Genomic DNA, 22,613 nt, shown 5'->3' on the forward strand with positions numbered 1-22,613 from the left:
GCGAAAATTTGCACGATTCTTCGCCAAAAAATCGCGGCGCCTAACGGCGGCGGATAAGGTAAACTTGGGCACCGTCCTGCTCGTCGGTGGCAAGCAGCACATGGCCGGATTCATTGCAGAAATGCGGCACGTCGATCACCGCGGCCGGATCGGTCGCGATGAGCCGCAGCACAGTCCCAGGCGCCATGCCGATCAGCCGCTTGCGCGCCTTCAGGACCGGCAGGGGGCACAGAAGCCCGGTCGCGTCGATTTCCTGATCCCACTCCATGACGTCGGAGATATGCAAAACGCCGCATCCTGTCCATCACCCTCGCTTGGATCATGAGAAGTATATTCACTGGAATCTGAGCGTTTTGATAGAAGATGCCTATCGGTTGACGGGATCGCGGAATTGATCCGGTCGCGTCGATCTGAGAAAACCGGCGCTCAAGACAGTGGACTGGCCAATCTGGCGGGCAAAGGACGGAAGACGGCTATGGCTTTGGACGACAAGGGCGGTGTCTGGAAATCGGGACGCGGCAAGGGGCGCAAGACGCCGAAGGGGCGGCAGCTCGAGGATCAGGCCTGGGCCGAGGTCCGCGCGCTTCTGGGCGAGGGCCCGCGCCGGCGCGATCTCCTGATCGAGTATCTGCATCTCATCCAGGACAAGTACGGCTGCCTCTCGGCGCCGCATATCCGGGCGCTGGCCGAGGAGCTTGGCACCGGCATGGCCGAGATCTGGGAGGTCGCGACCTTCTACGCCCATTTCGACCCCGTGAAGGAGGGCGAGACGCCGCCGCCCGACCTGACGATCCGGGTCTGTGAATCGCTTTCCTGCGAGCTGGCGGGCTCCGAGCAGCTCATCGCTGCCTTGGAAAAGGGCATGGACCCGAAGAAGATCCGCGTGCTGCGCGCGCCCTGCATGGGCCGCTGCGACACCGCGCCGGTTCTCGAGATCGGCCACAAGCATATCGACAACGCCACGCCCGAAAAGGTCGAGGCGGCGCTGAAGGACGGCCATTTCCACGCCGAGATCCCCGCCTACGAGGACTTCGCCGCCTACCGCGCGGCGGGCGGCTACGAAAAACTCGCCGAGCTTCGCAAGTCCGGCAACTGGGAGAAGGTGCAGGAGACCGTGCTCGCCTCGGGGCTGCGCGGGCTTGGCGGCGCGGGCTTCCCCTCGGGTCGCAAATGGGGCTTCGTGCGCGCCAATCCCGGCATCCGCTACCTCGCCGTGAACGGCGATGAGGGCGAGCCGGGCACGTTCAAGGACCGTTACTACCTCGAGCGCACGCCGCACCTGATGCTGGAAGGCATGCTGATCGCCGCCTGGGCGGTCGAGGCGGAACGCTCGTTCATCTACATGCGCGACGAATATCCGGCGGTGCTGGAAATCCTCCGCCGCGAGATCGCGGCGCTGGAGGACGCGGGCATCATCCTCAAGGGCGAGGTCGAGCTGCGCCGCGGTGCGGGCGCCTATATCTGCGGCGAAGAATCCGCGATGATCGAATCGATCGAGGGCAAGCGCGGCATCCCGCGCCAGCGCCCGCCCTACGTCGCCGCGGTCGGCGTCTTCGACCGGCCGACGCTCGTCCACAACGTCGAGACGCTGCACTGGGTCACCCGGATCGTCCGCGAGGGGCCGGAAGTTCTGAACTCGACCGAGAAGAACGGTCGCAAGGGCCTGCGGTCGTACTCGGTCTCGGGTCGCGTCGCGAAGCCGGGCGTCTACCTCCTGCCGGCGGGCTCCACGATCACCGACATCATCGAAGCCTGCGGCGGCATGGCTGAGGGGCACGCCTTCAAGGCCTACCAGCCGGGCGGTCCGTCCTCGGGCCTCCTTCCCGCCTCGATGGCCGATATCCCCTTGGACTTCGACACGCTCCAGCCGCACGGGACCTTCATCGGCTCCGCCGCCGTCGTGGTGCTGTCGGACAAGGACTCGGCCAAGGCGGCCGCCCTCAACATGCTGCGCTTCTTCGAGAGCGAGAGCTGCGGCCAGTGCACCCCCTGCCGGGTCGGCTGCGAGAAGGCCGTGAAGCTGATGCAGGCCGACAAGTGGGACGCTGACCTCTTGGAAGACCTCTGCCAGGTCATGGGCGACGCCTCGATCTGCGGGCTCGGGCAGGCTGCCCCGAACCCGATCCGCCTGACGATGAAACATTTCCCGGATGAGGTCTGACATGACCGACGCAATCAAGTTCACCCTCGACGGCAAGGACGTCACGGCCCAGCCGGGCGAGACGATCTGGGAAGTCGCCAAGCGCGAAGGCACGGTGATCCCGCATCTTTGCCACAAGGACCAGACCGGCTACCGCCCGGATGGCAACTGCCGCGCCTGCGTGGTCGAGGTGGAGGGCGAGCGCGTGCTCGCTGCCTCCTGCTGCCGCAATCCGGCGAACGGCATGGTCGTCAAGACCGACACCGAGCGCGCAAAGAAGTCGCGCGAGATGGTCATGGAGCTCCTGCTCGCCGACCAGCCGGAACAGGCGAAGGCGCACGACAAGTCGGCGCATCTTTGGGACATGGCCGAGGCCAACGGCGTCTCCACCAGCCGCTTCCCGAAGGTGGAAAAGGAACGGATCCCGCTTCTCGACGACAGCCATGTGGCGATGCGCGTCAACCTCGACGCCTGTATCTCCTGCGGGCTCTGCGTCCGCGCCTGCCGCGAAGTGCAGGTCAATGACGTGATCGGCATGGCCGGTCGCGGCCACGATGCCTACCCGGTCTTCGACATGGCCGACCCGATGGGGCAGTCCACCTGCGTCGCCTGTGGCGAATGCGTGCAGGCCTGCCCGACCGGCGCCCTGATGCCGGCGACCGTCGTCGATGCGGCACAGGTCGGCGACCGCGCCGATTTCGATAGCGAGACCACCTCGATCTGCCCGTTCTGCGGCGTCGGCTGCCAGGTTTCGCTGAAGGTGAAGGACGGCAAGGTCAAGTATGTCGAGGGCATCAACGGCCCCGCGAACGAGGGCCGGCTCTGCGTCAAGGGCCGCTTCGGCTTCGACTACATCCACCACCCGCACCGGCTGACAAAGCCCTTGATCCGCCGCGAGGACGCGCCGGCCAAGGGGCTGAACGTCGATCCGGGCAATTGGCAGAAGCACTTCCGCGAAGCCTCGTGGGAAGAGGCGCTCGACGCCGCCGCGAACGGGCTGAAATCGCTCGCCGACAAGAACGGCGGCCGCGCCATCGCTGGCTTCGGCTCGGCCAAGTGCTCGAACGAGGAAGCCTATCTCTTCCAGAAGTTCATTCGCCAGGGCTTCGGCCATAACAACGTCGACCACTGCACCCGGCTCTGCCATGCCTCCTCGGTGGCGGCACTCTTGGAAAACGTCGGCTCCGGCGCGGTGACGGCGACCTTCAACGAGATCGAGAATGCCGACGTCGCGATCGTCATCGGCTGCAACCCGATCGAGAACCACCCGGTCGCGGCGACCTACTTCAAGCAGTTCACCAAACGCGGCGGCAAGCTGATCGTCATGGATCCGCGGGGCGTTGGCCTGCGCCGCTTCGCCACCCACATGCTGAAGTTCCGCCCCGGCGCCGATGTCTCGATGCTCAACGCGATCATGCATGTCATCGTCGAGGAGGAACTTTACGACCGCCAGTACATCGAGGCCTATACCGAGAACTGGGAAGCCGAGAAGGCGCATCTGGCGAACTTCAGCCCTGAGAAGATGGAGCCGATCTGCGGCATCCCGGCGGACACTTTGCGCCAGGTCGCGCGCGAGTTCGCGGGCGGCAAGGCGGGGATGATCTTCTGGGGCATGGGCGTTTCCCAGCACATCCACGGCACCGACAACTCGCGCTGCCTGATCTCGCTCGCGCTGATGTGCGGTCATGTCGGGCGGCCCGGCGCGGGGCTTCACCCGCTCCGCGGCCAGAACAACGTGCAGGGCGCGTCCGACGCGGGCCTCATCCCGATGTTCCTGCCGGACTACCAGACCGTCACCGACGACTCGATCCGGGGCAAGTTCACCGGCGTCTGGGACTCGGGCGACTTCTCGAACGAGAAGGGGCTGACGGTCACGGAAATCCTCGATGCCGTCCATCACGGCGACATCAAGGGCATGTACATCCTCGGCGAGAACCCGGCGATGTCGGATCCCGACCTGAACCACGCCCGCGAGGCGCTGGGGATGCTCGAGCATCTTGTCGTGCAGGACATCTTCCTGACCGAGACCGCGAACTTCGCCGACGTGATCCTGCCCGCTGCCGCCTTCTACGAGAAGAACGGCACGGTCACCAACACCAACCGGCAGGTGCAGATCGGCCGAGCCGCCGTGACGCCTCCGGGCGAGGCGCGCGAGGATTGGGCCATCACCACCGCGCTCGCCAACCGGATCGGGCTCGGCTGGACCTATGAGCACCCGTCCGAGGTCTTCGCCGAGATGAAGCAGACGATGAAGTCGCTCGACAACATCACCTGGGAGCGGCTGGAGCGCGAAGGCGCGGTGACCTACCCGTCGCTCTCGCCCGAGGATCCCGGCCAGCCGATCGTCTTCGGCTCGGGCTTCCCGCGCGCCGGCGGCCGGGCGAAGTTCACCCCCGCCTCGGTCATCTCGCCGGCCGAACTGCCGGATACCGAGTACCCGATGATCATGACCACCGGCCGCCAGCTCGAACACTGGCACACCGGCTCGATGACCCGCCGCTCGACGGTCCTGGACGCGGTGGAGCCCGAGGCCAATTGCTCGCTCCATCCCGACACGCTGAAGCGTCTCGGCGTGGCGCCGGGCGAGCGGGTGCGGCTCTCGACCCGCCGCGGCTCGATCGAGATCATGGCGCGGGCCGACCGGGCGATCGCCGAGGACATGGTCTTCGTGCCCTTCGCCTATGTCGAGGCGGCGGCGAACGTACTGACGAACCCGGCACTCGACCCCTACGGCAAGATCCCGGAGTTCAAGTTCGCCGCGGTGAAGATCGAGAAGGCGGATCAGGGCATCGCGGCCGAGTGAGGCCCGCGGGGCGGTGATCGGACCAAGGTCCGGTCGCCCCGTCCGACCATCGCCGCAAGGCTGTGGCGAAGAAGTCCGAAGGCTGCCGGCACCAGTCCCGGCGGCCTTTCCCTATCCGGGCCGCTCATGCGACCAAATCCCTGACGCCGGCACCACGGCGCGCGTTTCAGGGAGACCAGCCATGCAACACGACACCTTCAAACCGGCCCGGTTCGCGGTCCTCTTCGGCGCGGCGGCGATGCTCGTCGCGCTGCCCTTCCAGTTCGGCGTCGCGCCAGAGGGTGGCCTCGTCGCCCTGAAGCCGTCGATGGCGCTCGCCAAGAGCGGCAGCGGCAAGGACGGCGATGGTCGCGATGACGACAACGGCGGCTCCGGCCGCGACGACGACGACGACCGGAGCGGATCGAGCGGCAGCGACGACGACCGTAGCGGATCAAGTGGCAGCAGCGATGACAGCGACGACGATCGCGGCCGCCGCCACGGCGGTCACGACATCGACGACACCGCGGCCGGCGCCGGCACGGGCGGCGTTACGGGCGGCGTTACGGGCGGCGGCGGCGTGACGAAGTTCGAGGTGTCGGCCACCGGCGTCGAGGTCACCTTCTCCGACGGCACCAAGCAGGAGATCGAGAACGGCCGCTTCCAGCGCAAGAACTCGGCCGGACGGACGGTGGAGGAACGTCCCGCGACGCAAGCCGATCTCGACCGGCTTCTCGGGCTGAACTGACGGCACGAAATCGCGTATGATTGCCCCGGGCTCCGGCCCGGGGTTTCGCAGGTCCGGCAACGCCGCGGCCCGGGGCCGACAGGAGACAGAAGTGCGCCAAGTCGCGATCCTCATTCTCACCGCCGCGCTCCTCTGGGGCGGGGCGGCCCTTGTCGGCGACCTGACCGGGGCGGCGGTGGGCAGCGCGATGGCCAAGAGCGGTTCGAGCGGCGGCAACAGCGGGCCGGGAGGCGGCGACTCGGATGATGACGGTTCAGACGACAACTCCGGCAGCGGCAGTTCCGGATCCGGCGACAATTCGGGCCCCGGCGGCGGTTCCAGCTCGGGTTCTGGCTCCAGCGGCAGTTCCGGTTCCGGCGGCAACTCCGGTCCGGGTTCCGGCTCCAGCGGCAGTTCCGGCTCCGGAGGCAATTCCGGCCCGGGTGGCGGCGGATCGGCGAGCGGCCGTTCTGGCGGTGGCAGCGCCTCGGTCTTCGGCGGCGACGGCATCCATATCCAGTTCGACGACGGCCGCATCGAGCGCATCCGCAACGGCCGCTTCGAGCGGCTCGATGCGCGCGGCCGGCTCCTTGACAGCCACGCCGCGCGGCGCAGCGAGTTGCGGCGGCTCAAGGCGCTCGGCGCCGAGGTCAAGTCTCGCGGCCGTAAGGGCCGGGTTCAGAACGTGGTCGAGGTGAACGAGACCCGCGGCGCGATCGAGATCACCGATTTCCGCGGCTGGCGCGAGAGCCTGTCGAAAGGCTCCTACGTGCTCAAGGACCCGAACGGCCGCACCGTGGCGCGGCGGCCGGTCACCGCCAAGGATGTCGCCCGCATCCGCGCCATGCTGGCGCTCGACTAGGGCGCCTCACTTCTTCCAGCGGTCGCGCGCCATCACCGCCGCCTCGACCCGATTGCGCACATGCAGCTTCTGCAGGATCGAGGTCATGTAGTGCTTCACGGTCTTTTCCTGCAGGTCGAGCTCGCGCCCGACTTCCTTGTTCGACTTGCCGGCGGCGACGAGGCGCAGGATCTCCTCCTCCCGCTTCGACAGATCGTCGAGCGGATCGGCGGTGGCGGTCGCCCCACCCGCCTGCATCGCGCCGAGGATGCGCGCGGCGAGCGAGGGCGAGACATAGGACTGCCCGCGCGCCACGTCCTTGACGATCGCCACCAGCTCCCGCGCGCCCACCCCCTTCAGCACATAGCCGACCGCGCCGGCCTTCAGCGCCTGCATCACGTCGTCGTCCTCCTCCGACACGGTCAGCATCGCGACCTTCGGCGGCGCGTCCTGCGCCATGATCCGGCGCAGGGCCGCGATGCCGCCGCCGCCCGGCATCGAGAGGTCGAGAAGCACGACATCGGGCCGGGTCCGCGCGACGAGTTCGACCGCGCTCTCGGCGTCCTGGCCCTGACCGACGACGGCGATCGCCGCATCGTCCGCAAGGCTGCGCGCCACCCCCTCGCGGTAGAGCGGGTGGTCGTCGGCGATCACCACGCGAATTTCCTGCATCATGCCCCCCTCAGGTCCAGTTCCATCCCGATCTCGGCCCCCGCACCGTCCGCCCGGTTCCCGGCCGTGAGGCTGCCGCCGAGGCTTTCCACCCGGTCGCGCAGCCCGGCAAGACCGATGCCGCTGTAATCTTCCGCCTCATGCCGCTCCGCGTCCTCGGGCGGGAACCCCGGCCCGGCATCGCGCACCCAAAGGCCAAGACGCCCGTCGCGGCAGTCGAGCCGGATTTCCTGCCCCCTGCCGCCGCCATAGCGCCAGGCGTTGTTCAGCCCCTCTTGCGCGAAGCGGTAGAGACAGAGCTTCTCCGCCTGCGACAGCGCGAGCCCCTCGGGCAGGTCGCAAATGACCGCGACCTTGGTGCCGGTCCGTGCCTCATGCGTCTCGGCGACGCCCGTCACGATCTCGCAGGGCCCGCGGTCCTCGATGTCGGGATGGCCGAGGCCCTTGGAAATGCCGCGCACCTCGCGGATCGCATCCTTCACCGCGCGCTCGACCGCGTCGATCTCCCCGGTCTCGGCAAGCTGGCCGCGCAGCGCGTCGAGCCGGAGTGCGGCGAAGCTCAGAAGCTGGGCCGGGCCGTCGTGGAGGTCCGCGCCGATCCGCCGCAGCGCCCGGTCATTGGCCGCCGAGGCGCGCGCGGCGGCCTGCTGCACCCGCTCGCGGAGTGCGGTGTTGCGGGTCGAGAGCGCTTCAAGCTCGCCAAGCTGGCGGGTCAGCGCGGCGCGCTGGCGGTCGATGGTGCGGCTGCCGCGCAATACGATGAGGAAGAGCACCCCGCCGATCGCCACGAAGACCAGCGCGACCGAGATCCAGCTGTTGCGGGTGGCTTCGGCGAGGTCGCGTTCGAGCCCGGTCGCGACCTCGTAGAACTCCGCGACGCCGATCACCTCGCCCGACCAGACCTCGCGCACCGGGCTGTAGATCTCGAGTAGCGGCAGGCCGAGCGCGTGTTCGCCCCGGTCCTCCTCGTCGCTGAGGTTCTGGAATTCGGCCCGGACCTCGCCGGCAAAGGCACGGGCGAGGCTGTCGGTGACCTCGAACCGGCGGCCGACGATGGTCTTGTCCGTGGCCTCGACCACGAGCCCGCCGGGCTTCCAGAGCTTGAACGAAGCGACCCGCTCGCCAAGGGGCGTGTTGGTGAATATCTCGTCGAGTGCGCGTCTTGCGCCGGGCGGCAGCGTGTCCGCCTCGGCGATGTCCTGGCTCAGCGGCGAGATGATGCTGTCCATGTATTGCGAGGTCGCGAGCGCGCTGTTGCGCACCACGCTCTCCTCGATCCGCGCGGCGACGACGCGGCCGATGAGGAGCATCGACAGGACCATCACCACGCCGCCCGCCAGCGCGAATTGCGCGGCGAGGGAGCGGTCGCTCCAGGACAGGATGGATCGCGGCATGGCTCGTCCGGGTCCCTGGTTTCGCTTCCTTTCTAGGCATTTGCGCCGGGTTGCGAAACGGTCTTTGGTCGGGCGACTTGGGTCCGACGCTCAGCCGCCGGCGCGGATCCGGGCGGCGACCTCCAGGACCTTCGCGATCGCATCCCCGATCGGCGCGGTCAGCCGGTGGTTGGAGACGACCCGGCGGCCCCGGGCGAGAACATGGGCCACGTCCTCGCGCCCCGCCGCATAGACCAGCGCCGAATAGGGATCGTGGAGCGGCACGAGATGCGGCCGGGACGTGTCGATCACCATCAGGTCGGCATCCATGCCGGGGGCCAGCACGCCCTTCCGCCCGGCCAGCCCCGCCGCCGCCGCACCGCCGCGCGTCGCCATGGCGACGATCTCGCGCGCGGGCAGCACCTCGGGCTCGCCGGTGGCGAGGATCTGCAGGAAGGCCGCCTGCCGCATCGCCTTCCACATGTCGAGATCGTTGCCGCTCGACGCGCCGTCGGTGCCGAGCGACAGCGTCACCCCCGCCGCCTTGAGCGCCTTGATCCGCGCGGTTCCCGAGGCGAGCTTGGCGTTCGAGAGCGGGCAGTGCGAGACCGCCGCGCCACGCTCCGCAAGCAGCGCGATCTCGTCGTCGTCGAGATGGACGGCATGGGCGATGAGAAGGCCGGGCGCGATCAGCCCGGCCGCATCGAGCGCCCGGACCGGCGTCGTGCCGTGTTGATCGGCGACGAGCCGCATCTCCGAGGGCGCCTCGGCCGCGTGGATGTGGACCGGCACGCCGAGCCGGTCCGACATCGCCCTGACCTCGCGGAGTTTGCCCGCATCGAGCGTATAGGCCGAATGCGGCATCAGCATGAGGTCCACGCCCTCGGCGCCGCGATACTCGGCGACCAGATCCTCGGCGAAGCGGAGCCGGTCCGGCCAGGGCAGCCGATCGATGCCGTCGAAGCCGATGAAGACCGGGCCGGTGGTGAGCCCGACGCCGACCGCCGCCGCCGCGCGCACCGTCGCGGCGGGGTGGAAATACATGTCGACGACATGGGTGACTCCGCCCAAGGCCATCTCGGCGAAGCCGAGCGTAGCGCCGGCCTCGACCGTCTCGGGCGTGACATGCGCGGCCTCCGCCGCCCAGACCGTCTTGAGGAACCCGTCGAGCGGCCGGTCGTCGGCAATGCCGCGAAAGAGCGTCATCGCGGCGTGGCAATGGCTGTTGACGAAGCCCGGCAGGAGCAGCCCGTCCTTCGCGTCGATCACCTCGGCCGCCCGCATTCCGGCGGCGTCCGCCATCGGACCGAGTGCCGCGATCCTGCCATCCGTGACGGCAAGCGCGCCCGAGGCGATCTCGGTGAAGCCCTCGTCCATCGTCAGGATATGGGCGTTCGTGATCAACGTATCGGCAACAGGCGGGAAAGCGGTCATGGCGTTCCTTTCGGCAGGGCGGGGATCAGCCGCTCCAAGAGCGCGACGAGGCGCGGACGGATGGATTTCGCCGCCTCCCAGACCTCGGCCTCGTTGGTCACATGGTCGTCCGCGACGCTCGCCACCGCGATGTTCGTCACCGCCGAGATCGCGAGCACCCGCATCCCCAGATGCCGCGCCGCGATGACCTCGGGGACGGTCGACATGCCGACGAGATCGCAGCCCGCGAGCCGCAATAGCCGGATCAGCGCCGGCGGTTCGAAGGAGGGGCCGACGACGTGGGCATAGGTGCCGCGCCGCAAGCCTCCGAGTGTCGCCGCGAGTGCCGCAAGCTCGGGATCGTAGGCGCGGTTCATCGACACGAAACGCTCGCCCATCGCGGGGTCATTCAGCCCGCGCAGGGGATCGAGGCCGGAGGCGACGGCGAGCGACAGGTGATCCTCGATCACCACCAGATCGGCGGTGCGGTACTCCGGGTTCATGCCGCCCGCCGCATTTGTGAATATGACGGTGCCCGCGCCCAGCGCGGCCAGCACGCGGGTCGGAAAGACCACCTCCTCGGGCGTATAGCCCTCGTAGAGGTGGACGCGGCCCTGCATCACCGCGACCTCGCGGCCGACGAGCCGGCCCAGGATCAGCCGCCCCTCGTGGCCCGGCGCGGTCGAGAGCGGGAAATGCGGGATCTCCGCGAAGGGGATCGTCACGCCCTCGACCGCCTCGGCCAAGGGCCCGAGGCCCGATCCGAGCACCAGCGCGATTTCCGGCCTGAGCGGGGTCCGGGTCCGGATGAACTCCGCCGCCGCCTCGATCCTGTCCTTCAGCATCCACGCCTCCCCCTTCCTGCGCCCGTCATCGCATCCGGGCTGCACGCCGGCAAGGCTCACAGCACCCGGCGCAGGAATTCACGGGTCCGCGCCTCGCGCGGGGCGGTGAAGATCGCCGAGGGCGGGCCCTCCTCGACGATCCGGCCCTGGTCGAGGAAGCAGACCTTGTCGGCCGCCTCGCGGGCGAAGCCCATCTCGTGGGTCGCGAGCACCATCGTCATGCCCTCGGCCCGGAGCCGCCGCAGCGCGTCGAGCACCTCGCCCACCAGCTCGGGATCGAGAGCCGAGGTCACCTCGTCGAAAAGCATCACCTCGGGCTTCATCGCGAGCGCCCGGATGATCGCCACCCGCTGCTGCTGCCCGCCGGAAAGTTGGTCGGGGTAGTGCCCCATCCGGTCGGCAAGGCCGAACCGCTCGAACAGGGCTTCGACCTCGGGGCGAAGCGCGGCGCGGCTGAGGCGGTGGATGCGGCGGGGGGCGAGCATCACGTTCTCGGCCGCGGTCATGTGGGGGAAGAGGTTGAAGCTCTGGAACACCATCCCGATCCGCTGGCGGATCGGCTGCGGGTCCTGTTCGGGATCGCTGATCTCGACGCCGTCGAGAAGGATCCGCCCCTCGTCGACGGGTTCGAGGAGGTTCATGCAGCGCAGGAGCGTCGACTTGCCCGAGCCCGAGGCGCCGATCAGGCAGACCAGCTCGCCCTCGTTCACGGCAAGGTCGATGCCCCTGAGCACCGGGTTGGAACCGAAGCTCTTCCAGACTTGGGTGAGTTCCAGCTTCGCCGTCACGCCGTCAGCTCCGCGCCCTGTTGGCCTTGGCGATCAGGTGATCGACATAGCGCGTGGCCGGGACCGTCACGCAAAGGAAGATCACGGCTGCGCCGAGATAGGGGGTGAAGTTCGCCAGAAGCGACTTGTAGACGCCGGCCTGGCGCAGGATCTCCACGGGGCCGATGAACGACAGGAGCGCCACGTCCTTCTGGAGCGCGATCAGGAGGTTCATGTTGGCCGGGATCACCCGGCGGATTGCCTGCGGCAGGATCACGTCTCGCATCACATGCCAGTGCGACAGCCCGAGCGACTGCGCCGCCGCGCGCTGGCTCTCGTGGATCGACTCGATCCCGGTGCGGTAGACCTCGGCGACATAGGCCGAATAGGTCAGGACGACCGCGACCGTTCCCCAGATATAAGGACTGTTCCACGGCCGCGGCAGGCCGAGGCCGGGAACGCCGAAGCCGATCAGGTAGATCACAAGGATCACCGGCACGCCGCGGAAGATGTCGTTGTAGAGCATCCCGAAAAGCCTAAGCGGATAGAGCGCGGGCGACCGCGCGTCGCGCGCCAGCGCGATGACGAGGCCGAGGACGGCGATCATCGGCGCGCACCAGGCGAAGATCGCGACATCGAGGAGGAACGCCTTCAGGAGGCCCGGAAAGGTCTCAGCGAAGATCTCGGCGTTGAAAAAGGATTTCTTCACCCGCTCCCAGCCCGGCGCGAGCGGCACCAGCGTCACGACCGCCGCCAACGCGACGGCGGTGCTCGACGCGGCGATCAGGTTCGAACGCCGCCGCAGCCGCCGCTCGCGGATCTGCCGGCGGCTCATCCCCGGCGCGGCCGGCATCGCGCCGGCCGCCTCTCCGTCGGTTCCGGGCATCGGCCGGCTTACTCGACCAGCGGGACGCCGGTCGCCTCCTGCAGCCATTCCGCCTCGATCTTCGCGAGCGCCCCGTCCGCCGCCATCGCCGCGATCGCCTCGTTGGCGCAGTCGCGAAGCGCATTGCCCTCCTCGAAGACCAGCCCGAACGCGTCCGGCGCCTCGCCGCCCTTCGGGAACTGGCCGAGCACCACGCCGTCATCGAGCACCACCGCCGCGGTGTAGAGCGCGGTCGGCAGGTCCATCAGCGTCGCGTCGATCTGGCCCGCCTTCAGCGCCTCGGCGGCGTCGGCGGTGTCGTCGTAGAGGAGCGGGTCCTTCTCGGGGCCGATCAGGCTGCCGATCAGGGCCGGCGCGGTCGTGCCCGCAGCGAGCCCCCATTGCAACGTCTTGAGCGAGGAGGCGGTCGGCGCTGCGCCGGCATCGACCGTGGGCTGGCGCACCAGCACCGCCTGCGCGGCCTCGTAATAGGGGGCCGAGAAGTCGATGGTCTGGTCCCGCTCGGGCGTGATCGAATATTGCTGGAGGTTGAAGTCAAACTCCTTCGGGCCCGGCTGAATTGCCTGGTCGAAGGAAGTCGTGGTCCACTCAACCTCGTCGGCCGCGAAGCCCATGCGCGCGGCGATCTCGTAGGCGACGGCCGCCTCGAAGCCCTTGCCCGAGGCCGGGTCGTTGTCGATCACCCAAGGAAAATAGGCCGGGTTGCCGGTCGCGACCGTCAGGACGCCGTCCTTGAGCGTCTTGCCGGCGGCGCAGTCGCCCTGCGCCAGCGCGGGTCCGGCCGCGAGCGCCATCCCGGACAGGGTGGCGAGGCAGATCATGTTGATTTTCATTTCATTTCCTCCCGTTGTTCCGGTTCCTCCGAGGCCGCGCCGCGCCCGAATCCCGGACGGCGGCCCGCGCGGCGGGGCCGGTTACCGTTGCCACCAGACTTGGCAGGGGCCGGGTCTGTCAATATCCGATCGGCGGCCGTCCCCGCGGTCCGGCCGGACTTCCGTGGCGTCGCCACCGGCAATTCGGCACGCAGATGCCTCGACGTCGGGTGAGGATTTGTTAGGCTCGGCGTTTCGGCGGAGTGCCGAGCACGCCCGGAGGTGAAGCGATGTCCCTGTCCCGCACGGCCGCCCTGATCTGGCTCTGCGCCGCCCCGGCCGTGGCCGAACCGCTCACGGTCGAGATCGTCACGGCGCGGGCAGAGACCGATGTCCGGGTCTACTCCCTGACCGGCGAGGTGCGCGCCCGAGACCGGCTGTCGGCAGCCTTCCCGCTAAGCGGCCGGATCGTCGAGGTGATGGTAGATGCCGGAGCGCGCGTGGCGAAGGGCGCGGTTCTGGCGCGGATGGATTCGGTGCAGCAGGAACAGGCGCTGCGCGCCGCCGAGGCCGGGCTCTCGACCGCGGCCGCCGACCACCGCCAAGCGATCGAGGATCTCGAGCGTCAGGAGGCGCTGCTCACGCGCGGCGCGACGACGCGGGCCAGTCGCGACAGCACCGAGGACGCGCTGAGCGTCGCCGAGGGCGCGCTTGCCCAAGCCAGGGCCGAGCTTGACCGGGCGCGGACCGCGCTCGACGACACCCTGCTCCTGGCCCCCGAGGAGGCGACGGTAACGCGGCGCATGGTCGAGGTGGGCCAGGTCGTCGGCGCAGCGCAGCCGGTCATGGAACTGGCACTCGGAACCAGGTTCGACGCGGTCTTCGACGTGCCGGAGGTGCTGATGACCGTCGGCGCGACGCCCGCGTTGATCGGGCTGAACCGGATCGACCGGCCGGGCGAGCGGTTCGAGGGCCATATCTACGAGATCTCGCCGGTGGTCGATCCGCAGACCGGGACGGTCGCGGTGACGGTGGCGGTCGACGACCCGCCCGCGGGGCTCGACTACGGCGAGGCGGTGCGCGGAACCGCCGAGGTGGTGGGAAAAGCGCGCGTCGTGCTGCCCCATAACGCCATGAGCGCGACCGCCGAGGGGCCGGCGATCTGGACGGTCGACCCCGCGACGATGGCGGTCGCCCTGCGGCAGGTCCGGATCGAACGGTTCGAGACCGGCCGGATCATCCTGGCCGAGGGCATCGAGGAAGGCACGCTCGTGGTTGCGCGGGGCGCGCAGCTTCTCTATCCGGGCCGGATCGTGCAGGCGGCGGAGGTGGTGCAATGAGGTGGATCGCCCTGACCCTCGCGCTGGCGCTGGCGCTTCCCGCGGCAGCCGAGGACGCGCCGGCGCCGGACACCGCCGCGCCGCGGCCGGTGGTCTCGGTCATCGTCAATCCCGAGACCGGCCTGCCGATCAGCTATGTCGGCACCATCGTCGCCCGGATCCGGGCCGATCTCGGCTTCCCGCTGATCGGCACGGTGGCGGAACGACCGGTCTCGGCCGGCGATACCGTCGCAGGGGGCGAGGTGCTGGCCCGGCTCGACCCCGAGGAGCTTGACGCCGACCTGCGCGCCGCCGAAGCCGGCGTGACCGTGGCCGAGGCGCAGCTCAACTCCGCCACCGATGCCCGCGACCGTGCCCGCGAACTGGCCGCCCGCGGTGTCGGCAGCGAGACCCGGCGCGAGGATGCCGAACGCGCCTACGTCGCCGCCGAGGCGCGGCTCGAGCAGGCGCGCGCGGCACTGGCCCGCGCCGAGGACATGCGCGGCCTCGCCACCCTCACCGCACCGCAGGACGGCGTGGTGACCGAGGTCTTCGCCGAGCCAGGCACCCCGCTTGACGCCGGGCAGCCGGTCCTCCGCCTCGCCGCGACCGGCGAGCGCGAGATCGTCATCGACATCAGCGATTCCGACGCCGCCGCCATGAGGACCGGCATGGCGTTCGACGTGACGCTCGCCGCCAATCCCGCGATCACCGCCGCCGCGACTCTGACCCGGATCGATCCGGTGGCCGAGCGCAGCACCCGCACGCGGCGCGCGCATTTGACGCTGACCGAGCCGCCCGATGCCTACCGCCTGGGCGCGCTCGCCCGCGTCACCCCCAGCATCGGCGTCGAGGCAGGCGTCGTCCTGCCGCTCAGCGCGGTGCTTGATCCCGAGGGCGCGGCCGCGGTCTGGACCGTCGACCGCGACGACCACAGCGTGCGCCGCGTGCCGGTGACGCTCGGCCCCGGAACGGGCGACTACGTGCTGATCGCGGACGGCCTGTCGCCGGGCGACGAGGTCGTCGTGAAGGGCATCCATTCTCTTGAGGACGGGCAGATCGTCGGCCCGCGTGTGGCCGAATGAAACGCTTCAACCTGTCCGACTGGGCGCTCAACCACCGCTCCTTCGTCTGGTTCCTGATGATCGTCTCGCTCGCCGCGGGGGTGCTCGCCTATGTAAGCATCGGCCGCGAGGAGGATCCCGACTTCTCGATCAAGACGATGATCATCTCCGCCGCCCTGCCCGGCGCCGACACCGCCGAGACGCTGCGCCAGGTCACCGACAGGATCGAGAAGAAGCTCGAGGATATCGACGAGCTCGACTACACCCGCTCCGTCACCGCGCCGGGCCGGTCCATCGTCTATGTCGAGCTCCTGCCGACCACGCGCCCGGACGAGATCCCGCGGATCTGGCAGCAGGTGCGCAACATGATGGCCGACATCCGGCCCGAATTCCCGGCCGAGTTCGCGGGCTTCCAGTTCAACGACTCGTTCGGCGACGTCTTCGGCAATCTCTACGCCTTCACCTCCGACGGCTTCAGCCCGCGCGAGGTGCGCGATTATGTCGAGCGCATCCGCCGCGCGGTGCAGGCGCTGCCGGATTCCGGCAAGGTGGAGATCTACGGCACCCGCGACGAGGTGATCTATCTCGAGTTCTCGACCGAACGGCTCGCGGCACTCGGGCTGAACCAGCAGGCGGTGCAGGCGACGCTCGCCGCGCAGAACGCGATCCTGCCCTCGGGCGTGATCGACGCCGGCCCGGAGCAGGTGCTGGTGCGGATCGGCGGCCAGTTCTCCGGCACGGAAAGCCTCGAGGACATCAACCTGCGCGTCGGTGACCGCTTCTTCCGGCTCACCGACGTCGCCAATATCCGCCGCACCTACGAGGACCCGCCCGCCGAGATCTTCCGCTACGAGGGGCAGGAGGCGGTGGGCCTCGCCGTCGGCATGAAGACCGGCGCCAACATCCTCGAATTCGGCGCCGAGCTCGACCAGGTGATGGCCATCGCGGCGGCCGAGTTGCCGATCGGGATCGAGATCCACCAGGTCGCCGACCAGCCGCATGTGGTGGACGAGGCGGTGGGGCATTTCCTCCAGGCGCTTCTCGAGGCGGTGCTGATCGTGCTGGCGGTCAGCTTCATCAGCCTCGGTATGCGGGCGGGCTTCGTCGTCACGCTGACGATCCCGCTCGTGCTCGCGATCACCTTCGTGATCATGCATTATTCGGGCTTCACGCTGCAAAGGATCTCGCTCGGCGCGCTGATCATCGCGCTCGGGCTTCTGGTCGACGACGCGATGATCGCGATCGAGACGATGATCGCGCGACTGGAGAAGGGCGACAGCCTGACCTCGGCGGCCTCCTATGCCTGGACCTCGATCGCCTTCCCGATGCTCACCGGCACGCTCGTTACGGTGGCGGGCTTCATCCCCGTGGGCCTCAACGACTCGGCGGCGGGCGAGTTCACCTTCTCGCTCTTCGTCGTCATCGCGGTATCGCTCCTCGTCTCGTGGATCGTCGCGGTCCTGTTCGCGCCGCTTCTCGGCGTGACCTTCCTGCCTGCGAAGATGGCGCATCACACGGGCGAGCCGGGCCGGGCGCGGCGTGTGTTCCACCGGGTCCTGCGCCAGGCCATGGCGCATCGCTGGATCACCATCGGACTGACGGTCGCGGTATTCGGCCTGTCGATCTGGGGCATGCGCTACGTCGAGCAGCAGTTCTTCCCGAATTCCGACCGGCCCGAGCTGATCATCGACGTGGCCCTGCCGCAGAACGCCGCGATCTCGGCGACCGCGGCCGAGATGGACCGGATCGAGGCGCATCTTGAGGGCAACGAGAACGTGCTCTTCTGGTCCTCCTATGTCGGCCGCGGGGCGCCGCGCTTTCTTCTCGCCTACGACGTGCCGACGCCGGGGCCGAACACCGGACAGATCGTGATCCAGACCCCCTCGGTCGAGGCGCGTGACGCGCTTCGGGCCGAGCTGAACGCGATCGCCGCACGCGACTTCCCCGGCATCGATACCTTCGTCAAGCTTCTGGAAATCGGCCCACCGGTCGGCCGCCCGGTACAGTACCGCATCTCGGGCCCCGACATCGCGGTGCTGCGCGACCAGGCGCGCGACCTCGCCGCGCTGGTCGCGACCGACGACCGGCTTGCCAATCTCGTGATGGACTGGAACGAGCCCGCCCGCGTGGTCCGGGTCGAGATCCTGCAGGACAAGGCGCGCCAGCTCGGCATCACGCCGGTAGACATCGCTGCGGCGCTGAACGCGATCTACGACGGCGCCGGCGTCACCGAGTTGCGCGACGCGGAGTATCTCGTCGACATCCTCGCCCGCGGCGATGAACGCTCGCGCGAGTCGGTCGAGGCGCTCGCGGGCCTGCAGCTCTCGGCGGCAAACGGGCTCACGATCCCGCTCCGCGCCGTCGCCACCTTCCGCTACGAGACCGAGCAGCCGGTGATCCACCAGCGCAACCGGATGCCGACGATCACGGTGAAGGCGGCGATCGCCACCAAGGACCAGCCCGCGACCATCGTCGCGGCGCTCGCGGAGAAGATCACCGCCTTCGACGCCGCACTGCCCTTCGGCTATCACGTCGAACTCGGCGGCGCGGTGGCCGAAAGCGCCGAAAGCCAGGCGCCGATCGCCGCCGTCGTACCCCTGATGGCGCTGATCATGCTGACGCTGATCATGGTCCAGATGCAGGGCTTCCGCCTCAGCTTCGTGGTGCTCTGCGTGGCGCCGCTCGGCCTCATCGGGGTGGTCGCGGCGCTGGTGCCCTCGGGCGCGCCCCTCGGCTTCGTCGCGATCCTCGGGGTGCTGGCGCTCGTCGGCATCCTCATCCGCAACTCGATCATCCTCGTCGACGAGATCGAGGTGCTGCGCGGAAAGGGCCGCCCGGTCTGGGACGCGGTCTTCGAGGCCTCCGACGCGCGCGCCCGGCCGATCCTCCTGACCGCGGCGGCGGCGAGCCTCGCGCTCATTCCGATCTCGCGGCAGATCTTCTGGGGGCCGATGGCCTATGCGATGATGGGCGGCATCATCGCCGGCACGGTGATCACGCTGGTCTTCGTTCCGGCACTCTATCTCGCGGTGTTCCGGGTCCGCCGCCCGGACGGAACCCGATGACCTCCGGGGCCGGGGCGGTGACGCCCCCGCCCCGGCGACTTCGTTCAGCCGAGCACCGTCCTGACCGCCCGGGCGGTTGCCGCGACCACGGTGTCGGCCTCGGCCTTCGTCAGGCAGAACGGCGGCGCGAAGCCGAGGATGTCGCCCTGCGGCATCGCCCGCGCGATGACCTTGTCCTGGGCGAGAAGCGTGGCCGAGACCTGCGGCCCGATCTTCTTGGCCGGGTCGAAGAAGCGGCGCTCGGCCCTGTCCTCGACGAACTCGACCGCGCAGAGCATGCCCTCGCCGCGAATGTCGCCGACATTGGCGTGGTCGCCCAGCGCCTCGGTCATCGTCTTCTTAAGATAAGCCCCGACCTCGCCCGCGTTCTGGACGAGCTTCAAATCGTCGATGAGCTTGAGGTTCGCCACCCCCGCCGCCGCGCCGATCGGATGGGCGGAGTAGGTCCAGCCGTGGCCGATGGCGCCGTTCTCGTCGGTGCCCTTCTCCAGCACCTTCCAGACCTTGTCGGAGACGATCGAGCCCGACAGCGGCGCATAGGCCGAGGTCATGCCCTTGGCGATGGTGATGATGTCGGGCTCCATCCCGTAATGATCCGAGCCGAACATCGTGCCAAGCCGCCCGAAGCCGGTCACCACCTCGTCGGCGATGAGGAGGATGTCATGCTTCCTCAAGACCTTCTGGATCGCATCCCAGTAGCCGGCCGGAGGCGGCACGATGCCGCCGGTGCCGAGTACCGGCTCGCCGATGAAGGCGGCGATCGTGTCGGCGCCCTCGCGTTCGATCAGAGCCTCGAGCTCGGCCACGCAATGGGCGACGAACTCGGCCTCGGACTGGTTCAGATCCTTGCGGCGGTAGTAATAGGGCGCCTCGGTATGGATCACCTGGGCGAGCGGCAGGTCGAACTTCTTGTGGAAGAGCTCGAGCCCGGTCAGCGAACCCGTCACCAGCCCCGAGCCGTGATAGCCGCGCCAGCGAGAGATGATCTTCTTCTTCTCGGGCCGGCCGAGAATGTTGTTGACGTACCAGACGAGCTTGACGTTGGTCTCGTTCGCATCCGAGCCGCCGAGGCCGAAATAGACCTTCGACATGTTCTTCGGCGCCCGGTCGAGGATCATCTTGGCGAGCGTGATCGAGGCTTCGGTGCCGTGGCCGACATAGGCGTGGTAATAAGCGAGTTCCTTCGCCTGCGCCGCGATGGCCTCGGCGACTTCCTGCCGGCCATAGCCCACGTTCACGCAGTAGAGCCCGGCGAAGGCGTCCAGGAGCCGGTTGCCGTCGCGGTCCTCGATGAAGACGCCGGAGGCGGTCTTGATCACCCGGTTGGGGCTTTCGCCCCGCGCGTGCTGGGCGAGATGGGTCGAGGGATGGAAGAAGTTCTCGCGGTCCCACTGGTCCAGTTGGTCGTTTTTCAGCATCTCAGTTCCCCTTCTCCGTCTCGGCCGTAGCGGCCGAGAATTTTCCGAAAAATTCTCGCAAAATCCTTCAAAGGATTTTGCCCGTCAGGCCCAGTCGCGGCAGACGTACTTGATCTCGGTGAATTCCTCCATCCCGAGCCGCGACCCTTCGCGGCCAAGCCCGGACTGCTTCATGCCCCCGAAGGGGATCGGCGCGCCCGTGACCTTGGTGCGGTTCACCGCGACCATGCCGAACTGGAGCGCCCGGGAAAGCCGGTAGATCCGGCGCGGGTCCTGGGTATGGATATAGGCGACGAGCCCGTATTCGGTGGCGTTCGCCCGCGCCGCAACCTCATCCTCGGCATCGAAGGGCAGGACCGCCGCGACCGGACCGAAGGTCTCCTCGCTGAGGATCTTCGCCTCCGCCGGCACGTCGGTCAGCACCGTCGGCTCGTAGAACAGGGGCCCGAGCGCGTGGCGCCTGCCGCCGCAGGCGAGCGTCGCGCCTCTGGTGAGCGCGTCGGCCACATGCTCCTCCTGCTTGGCCACGGCCTTCTCGTTCATCAGGGGGCCGAGGTCGCGATCCTCGAGGCCCGGCCCGATGGTCAGAGCCTGCGTCGCCTCGGTGAAGCGGCGACAGAACTCGGCGTAGACGGGGCGTTCGACGAAGATGCGGTTGGCGCCGAGGCAGTCCTGCCCCGAGGTCGCCCATTTCGCCTTCATCACCTCGGCCACGGCATTGTCGAGATCGGCATCTGCGAAGACGAGGACCGGCGCATGGCCGCCAAGTTCCATCACCAGCCGCTTCACCGTGTCGGCCGACTGCCGGTAGAGAAGCCGCCCGACCTCGGTCGAGCCGGTGAAGGAGAGCGCACGGACACGAGTGTCCTTCGTCCAGGGTTCGACGATCACCGGCGCGATGCCGGTGACGACGTTGAAGACCCCGGCGGGCACGCCCGCGCGCTCCGCCAACTCGGCCAGTGCCAGCGCCGAGAAAGGGGTCTCGGCCGAGGGGTGGCAGACGACGGTGCAGCCCGCCGCCATCGCCGCCGCCGCTTTGCGGGTCAGCATCGCCGAGGGGAAGTTCCAGGGCGTGATGAGAGCGGCGACGCCCACCGGCTCACGCCAGAGCTCGACCTCGGCATCGGCGAGGTGGCTGGTCACGCCCTCGATGTTCGGGCGTTTCGCCTCCTCGGCGTAGAACTCGACGAAGGCCGCGCCGTAGTCGATCTCGCCCCGCGCTTCCGAAAGCGGCTTGCCCTGCTCCAGAACCATGATCCGGGCGAGGTCCTCCTTGTGGGCGAGGATCAGCTCGAACCAGCGCCGGAGGATCACCGCGCGCGCCTGCGGCAGAAGCCCGGACCAGCCGGGAAAGGCCGCCTCGGCCGCATCGACGGCGCCTCTCGCCTCCTCGCCCGAAAGGCTCGCCACCTCGCCCACGGTCGCGCCGGTGGCGGGATCGGTGACGGCCACCGTCTCGCCCGAGGCGGCGGCGCACCATTTGCCGCCGATATAGGCGAAGCTGCGAAAAAGCTTGCGGTCGGCGATAACGAGCGGGGTCGGGATCGGAGTGTCGAGCATCTGGTCCTCACTGGGAAATCTCCCGGCAAGGATCGCCCGAACGCGCAGGCGATGGGACCGAACTTGACCGCATCGGCAGAGGATTCCTCTGCCTTGGGCCGGTTCTCCGGACCGGATTCGGCGCCGGCTCCCGACCCGCGACCGGAAGCGATGCCGGCGATCCAGATCTGCCGGCTTTACCGCGAGGGGTTTCGACGAAGTGGTTTGCCGGACCGATCCCGAACAGCGCCGATGCGGGACGAGGCGGACATTGTAATAGTCGCTCCGTAAAAGGTAGTTTCTGATTGTAACTCAATACTCTCGAGTGGAACTGCATGAAATCAGCACCTTACTTCCACAACTTTGCCGCGAGTTTACTCGGCCTTCAAGTTGGACATCTTTGGCGTGGTTATGGGTCAGCGGTGTTTTTTGAGCTTGGTCGTTTGACGGCGCAGACTAAACGAGATGGTTCAGTGGGTGAGCCGGTCGGCGAGGTAACCCTCGGCGTGGAATGTAGTTGGCGGATTGAAGACCGGGATTCAATAGTTTGCGGAAGTTGGAGCGAGGAAGAAATCTGGGAACCAACATTTCACCGCTTCCGAAATTCGACAGTATTAAACCTCGAGGTGTTTGGTTCGCTCCCCGAAGTGGAAATGTCTGTAAGCGCTTCGCTCCGCTTCCTCTCGTTTTCAACTACGGAAGGACAACCGAACTGGTTCCTAATTGATCGGCGCAACGAGGTTCAACGCACGTACTATGTCGAGAAAGGCAAAATACGCGTTAGCGCTGAATAAACTGGCTCAAGTTTCGATGGTAGACTTGGGCTCAAACCGGCACCTCATCATCACGTGGTCTCGTCCGCGGCTCAGGCCCGTGAACCGGGTTAAGATCGGATAAAGGAAAACAAAATACCACAACAAATACAATTGTTTGGCTTGCGTTTCATGCGT

At 68.2% G+C, this 22,613-nt stretch carries 18 protein-coding genes; 8 read left to right on the plus strand and 10 right to left on the minus strand.

The genetic code is table 11. The features are described 5' to 3' along the window. Positions 1–40: 40 nt before the first annotated feature. Complete coding sequence (locus OEZ60_RS12640) at positions 41–268, minus strand: sulfurtransferase TusA family protein (RefSeq protein WP_263336954.1); 228 nt, start codon at positions 266–268, stop codon at positions 41–43. Between the two features lie 207 nt (positions 269–475). Here OEZ60_RS12640 and OEZ60_RS12645 point away from each other — a divergent pair, with 207 nt between their 5' ends. The 4 genes from OEZ60_RS12645 (at position 476) to OEZ60_RS12660 (ending at position 6,511) form a co-directional block, all read left to right on the plus strand. Continuing rightward, complete coding sequence (locus OEZ60_RS12645) at positions 476–2,161, plus strand: NAD(P)H-dependent oxidoreductase subunit E (RefSeq protein ID WP_263336702.1); 1,686 nt, start codon at positions 476–478, stop codon at positions 2,159–2,161. A gap of 1 nt (position 2,162) precedes the next feature. Further along, positions 2,163–4,943, plus strand: coding sequence for a formate dehydrogenase subunit alpha (gene fdhF, locus OEZ60_RS12650; protein WP_263336704.1), 2,781 nt, complete (start codon positions 2,163–2,165; stop codon positions 4,941–4,943). 181 nt (positions 4,944–5,124) lie between these two features. Then, on the plus strand, positions 5,125–5,670 hold the full coding sequence (locus OEZ60_RS12655; RefSeq protein WP_263336707.1) for a hypothetical protein: 546 nt from the start codon (positions 5,125–5,127) through the stop codon (positions 5,668–5,670). A gap of 91 nt (positions 5,671–5,761) precedes the next feature. Continuing rightward, a complete protein-coding gene (locus OEZ60_RS12660) occupies positions 5,762–6,511 on the plus strand; it encodes a hypothetical protein (protein ID WP_263336708.1) in 750 nt (249 codons plus the stop codon). Positions 6,512–6,517: 6 nt separating this feature from the next. Here the strand turns inward: OEZ60_RS12660 and OEZ60_RS12665 are convergent, their stop codons facing one another. The 7 genes from OEZ60_RS12665 to OEZ60_RS12695 all read right to left on the minus strand — a co-directional run bounded on the left by OEZ60_RS12665 (position 6,518) and on the right by OEZ60_RS12695 (position 13,279). Further along, the gene (locus tag OEZ60_RS12665) at positions 6,518–7,162 is read right to left on the minus strand and encodes a response regulator (RefSeq protein ID WP_263336710.1); all 645 of its coding nucleotides are present in this window, start codon (positions 7,160–7,162) and stop codon (positions 6,518–6,520) included. Continuing rightward, positions 7,162–8,556, minus strand: a complete 1,395-nt coding sequence (locus tag OEZ60_RS12670) for a sensor histidine kinase (RefSeq protein ID WP_263336712.1) — start codon at positions 8,554–8,556, stop codon at positions 7,162–7,164. The genes OEZ60_RS12665 and OEZ60_RS12670 overlap by 1 nt, the downstream gene beginning before the upstream one ends. A gap of 90 nt (positions 8,557–8,646) precedes the next feature. Beyond that, entirely contained in the window at positions 8,647–9,969 is a 1,323-nt protein-coding gene (locus OEZ60_RS12675) for an amidohydrolase family protein (protein WP_263336713.1), read from the minus strand. Continuing rightward, entirely contained in the window at positions 9,966–10,793 is an 828-nt protein-coding gene (locus OEZ60_RS12680) for a purine-nucleoside phosphorylase (RefSeq protein ID WP_263336715.1), read from the minus strand. The genes OEZ60_RS12675 and OEZ60_RS12680 overlap by 4 nt, the downstream gene beginning before the upstream one ends. 56 nt (positions 10,794–10,849) lie before the next feature. After that, positions 10,850–11,581, minus strand: a complete 732-nt coding sequence (locus tag OEZ60_RS12685; protein WP_263336717.1) for an amino acid ABC transporter ATP-binding protein — start codon at positions 11,579–11,581, stop codon at positions 10,850–10,852. 4 nt (positions 11,582–11,585) lie between these two features. Next, on the minus strand, positions 11,586–12,446 hold the full coding sequence (locus tag OEZ60_RS12690) for an amino acid ABC transporter permease (protein ID WP_263336718.1): 861 nt from the start codon (positions 12,444–12,446) through the stop codon (positions 11,586–11,588). An 8-nt stretch (positions 12,447–12,454) separates the two neighbouring features. Next, positions 12,455–13,279 carry an ABC transporter substrate-binding protein gene (locus OEZ60_RS12695; RefSeq protein ID WP_263336721.1) on the minus strand — a complete coding sequence of 275 codons (825 nt, stop codon included), beginning with the start codon at positions 13,277–13,279 and terminating at the stop codon, positions 12,455–12,457. A 269-nt stretch (positions 13,280–13,548) separates the two neighbouring features. Between OEZ60_RS12695 and OEZ60_RS12700 the strand changes: the two genes are divergently transcribed. The 3 genes from OEZ60_RS12700 to OEZ60_RS12710 are packed head-to-tail and all read left to right on the plus strand — an operon-like array spanning position 13,549 to position 18,706. Continuing rightward, positions 13,549–14,598, plus strand: coding sequence for an efflux RND transporter periplasmic adaptor subunit (locus OEZ60_RS12700; protein WP_263336723.1), 1,050 nt, complete (start codon positions 13,549–13,551; stop codon positions 14,596–14,598). Further along, positions 14,595–15,662 carry an efflux RND transporter periplasmic adaptor subunit gene (locus tag OEZ60_RS12705; protein WP_263336724.1) on the plus strand — a complete coding sequence of 356 codons (1,068 nt, stop codon included), beginning with the start codon at positions 14,595–14,597 and terminating at the stop codon, positions 15,660–15,662. The genes OEZ60_RS12700 and OEZ60_RS12705 overlap by 4 nt, the downstream gene beginning before the upstream one ends. Next, on the plus strand, positions 15,659–18,706 hold the full coding sequence (locus tag OEZ60_RS12710) for an efflux RND transporter permease subunit (RefSeq protein ID WP_263336726.1): 3,048 nt from the start codon (positions 15,659–15,661) through the stop codon (positions 18,704–18,706). Before OEZ60_RS12705 ends, OEZ60_RS12710 begins: the two co-directional genes overlap by 4 nt. Before the next feature lie 44 nt (positions 18,707–18,750). Here the strand turns inward: OEZ60_RS12710 and OEZ60_RS12715 are convergent, their stop codons facing one another. Continuing rightward, positions 18,751–20,124, minus strand: coding sequence for an aspartate aminotransferase family protein (locus OEZ60_RS12715; protein ID WP_263336729.1), 1,374 nt, complete (start codon positions 20,122–20,124; stop codon positions 18,751–18,753). A gap of 84 nt (positions 20,125–20,208) precedes the next feature. Then, positions 20,209–21,684 (minus strand): NAD-dependent succinate-semialdehyde dehydrogenase, encoded by a 1,476-nt coding sequence (locus OEZ60_RS12720; RefSeq protein ID WP_263336730.1) that lies wholly within the window; start codon positions 21,682–21,684, stop codon positions 20,209–20,211. Between the two features lie 314 nt (positions 21,685–21,998). Here OEZ60_RS12720 and OEZ60_RS12725 point away from each other — a divergent pair, with 314 nt between their 5' ends. After that, positions 21,999–22,457, plus strand: coding sequence for a hypothetical protein (locus tag OEZ60_RS12725; protein ID WP_263336732.1), 459 nt, complete (start codon positions 21,999–22,001; stop codon positions 22,455–22,457). The last annotated feature ends 156 nt before the right edge of the window (positions 22,458–22,613 follow it).

It is taken from the genome of Albidovulum salinarum, from assembly GCF_025673475.1.
In the GTDB taxonomy this organism is placed as follows: domain Bacteria; phylum Pseudomonadota; class Alphaproteobacteria; order Rhodobacterales; family Rhodobacteraceae; genus Albidovulum; species Albidovulum salinarum.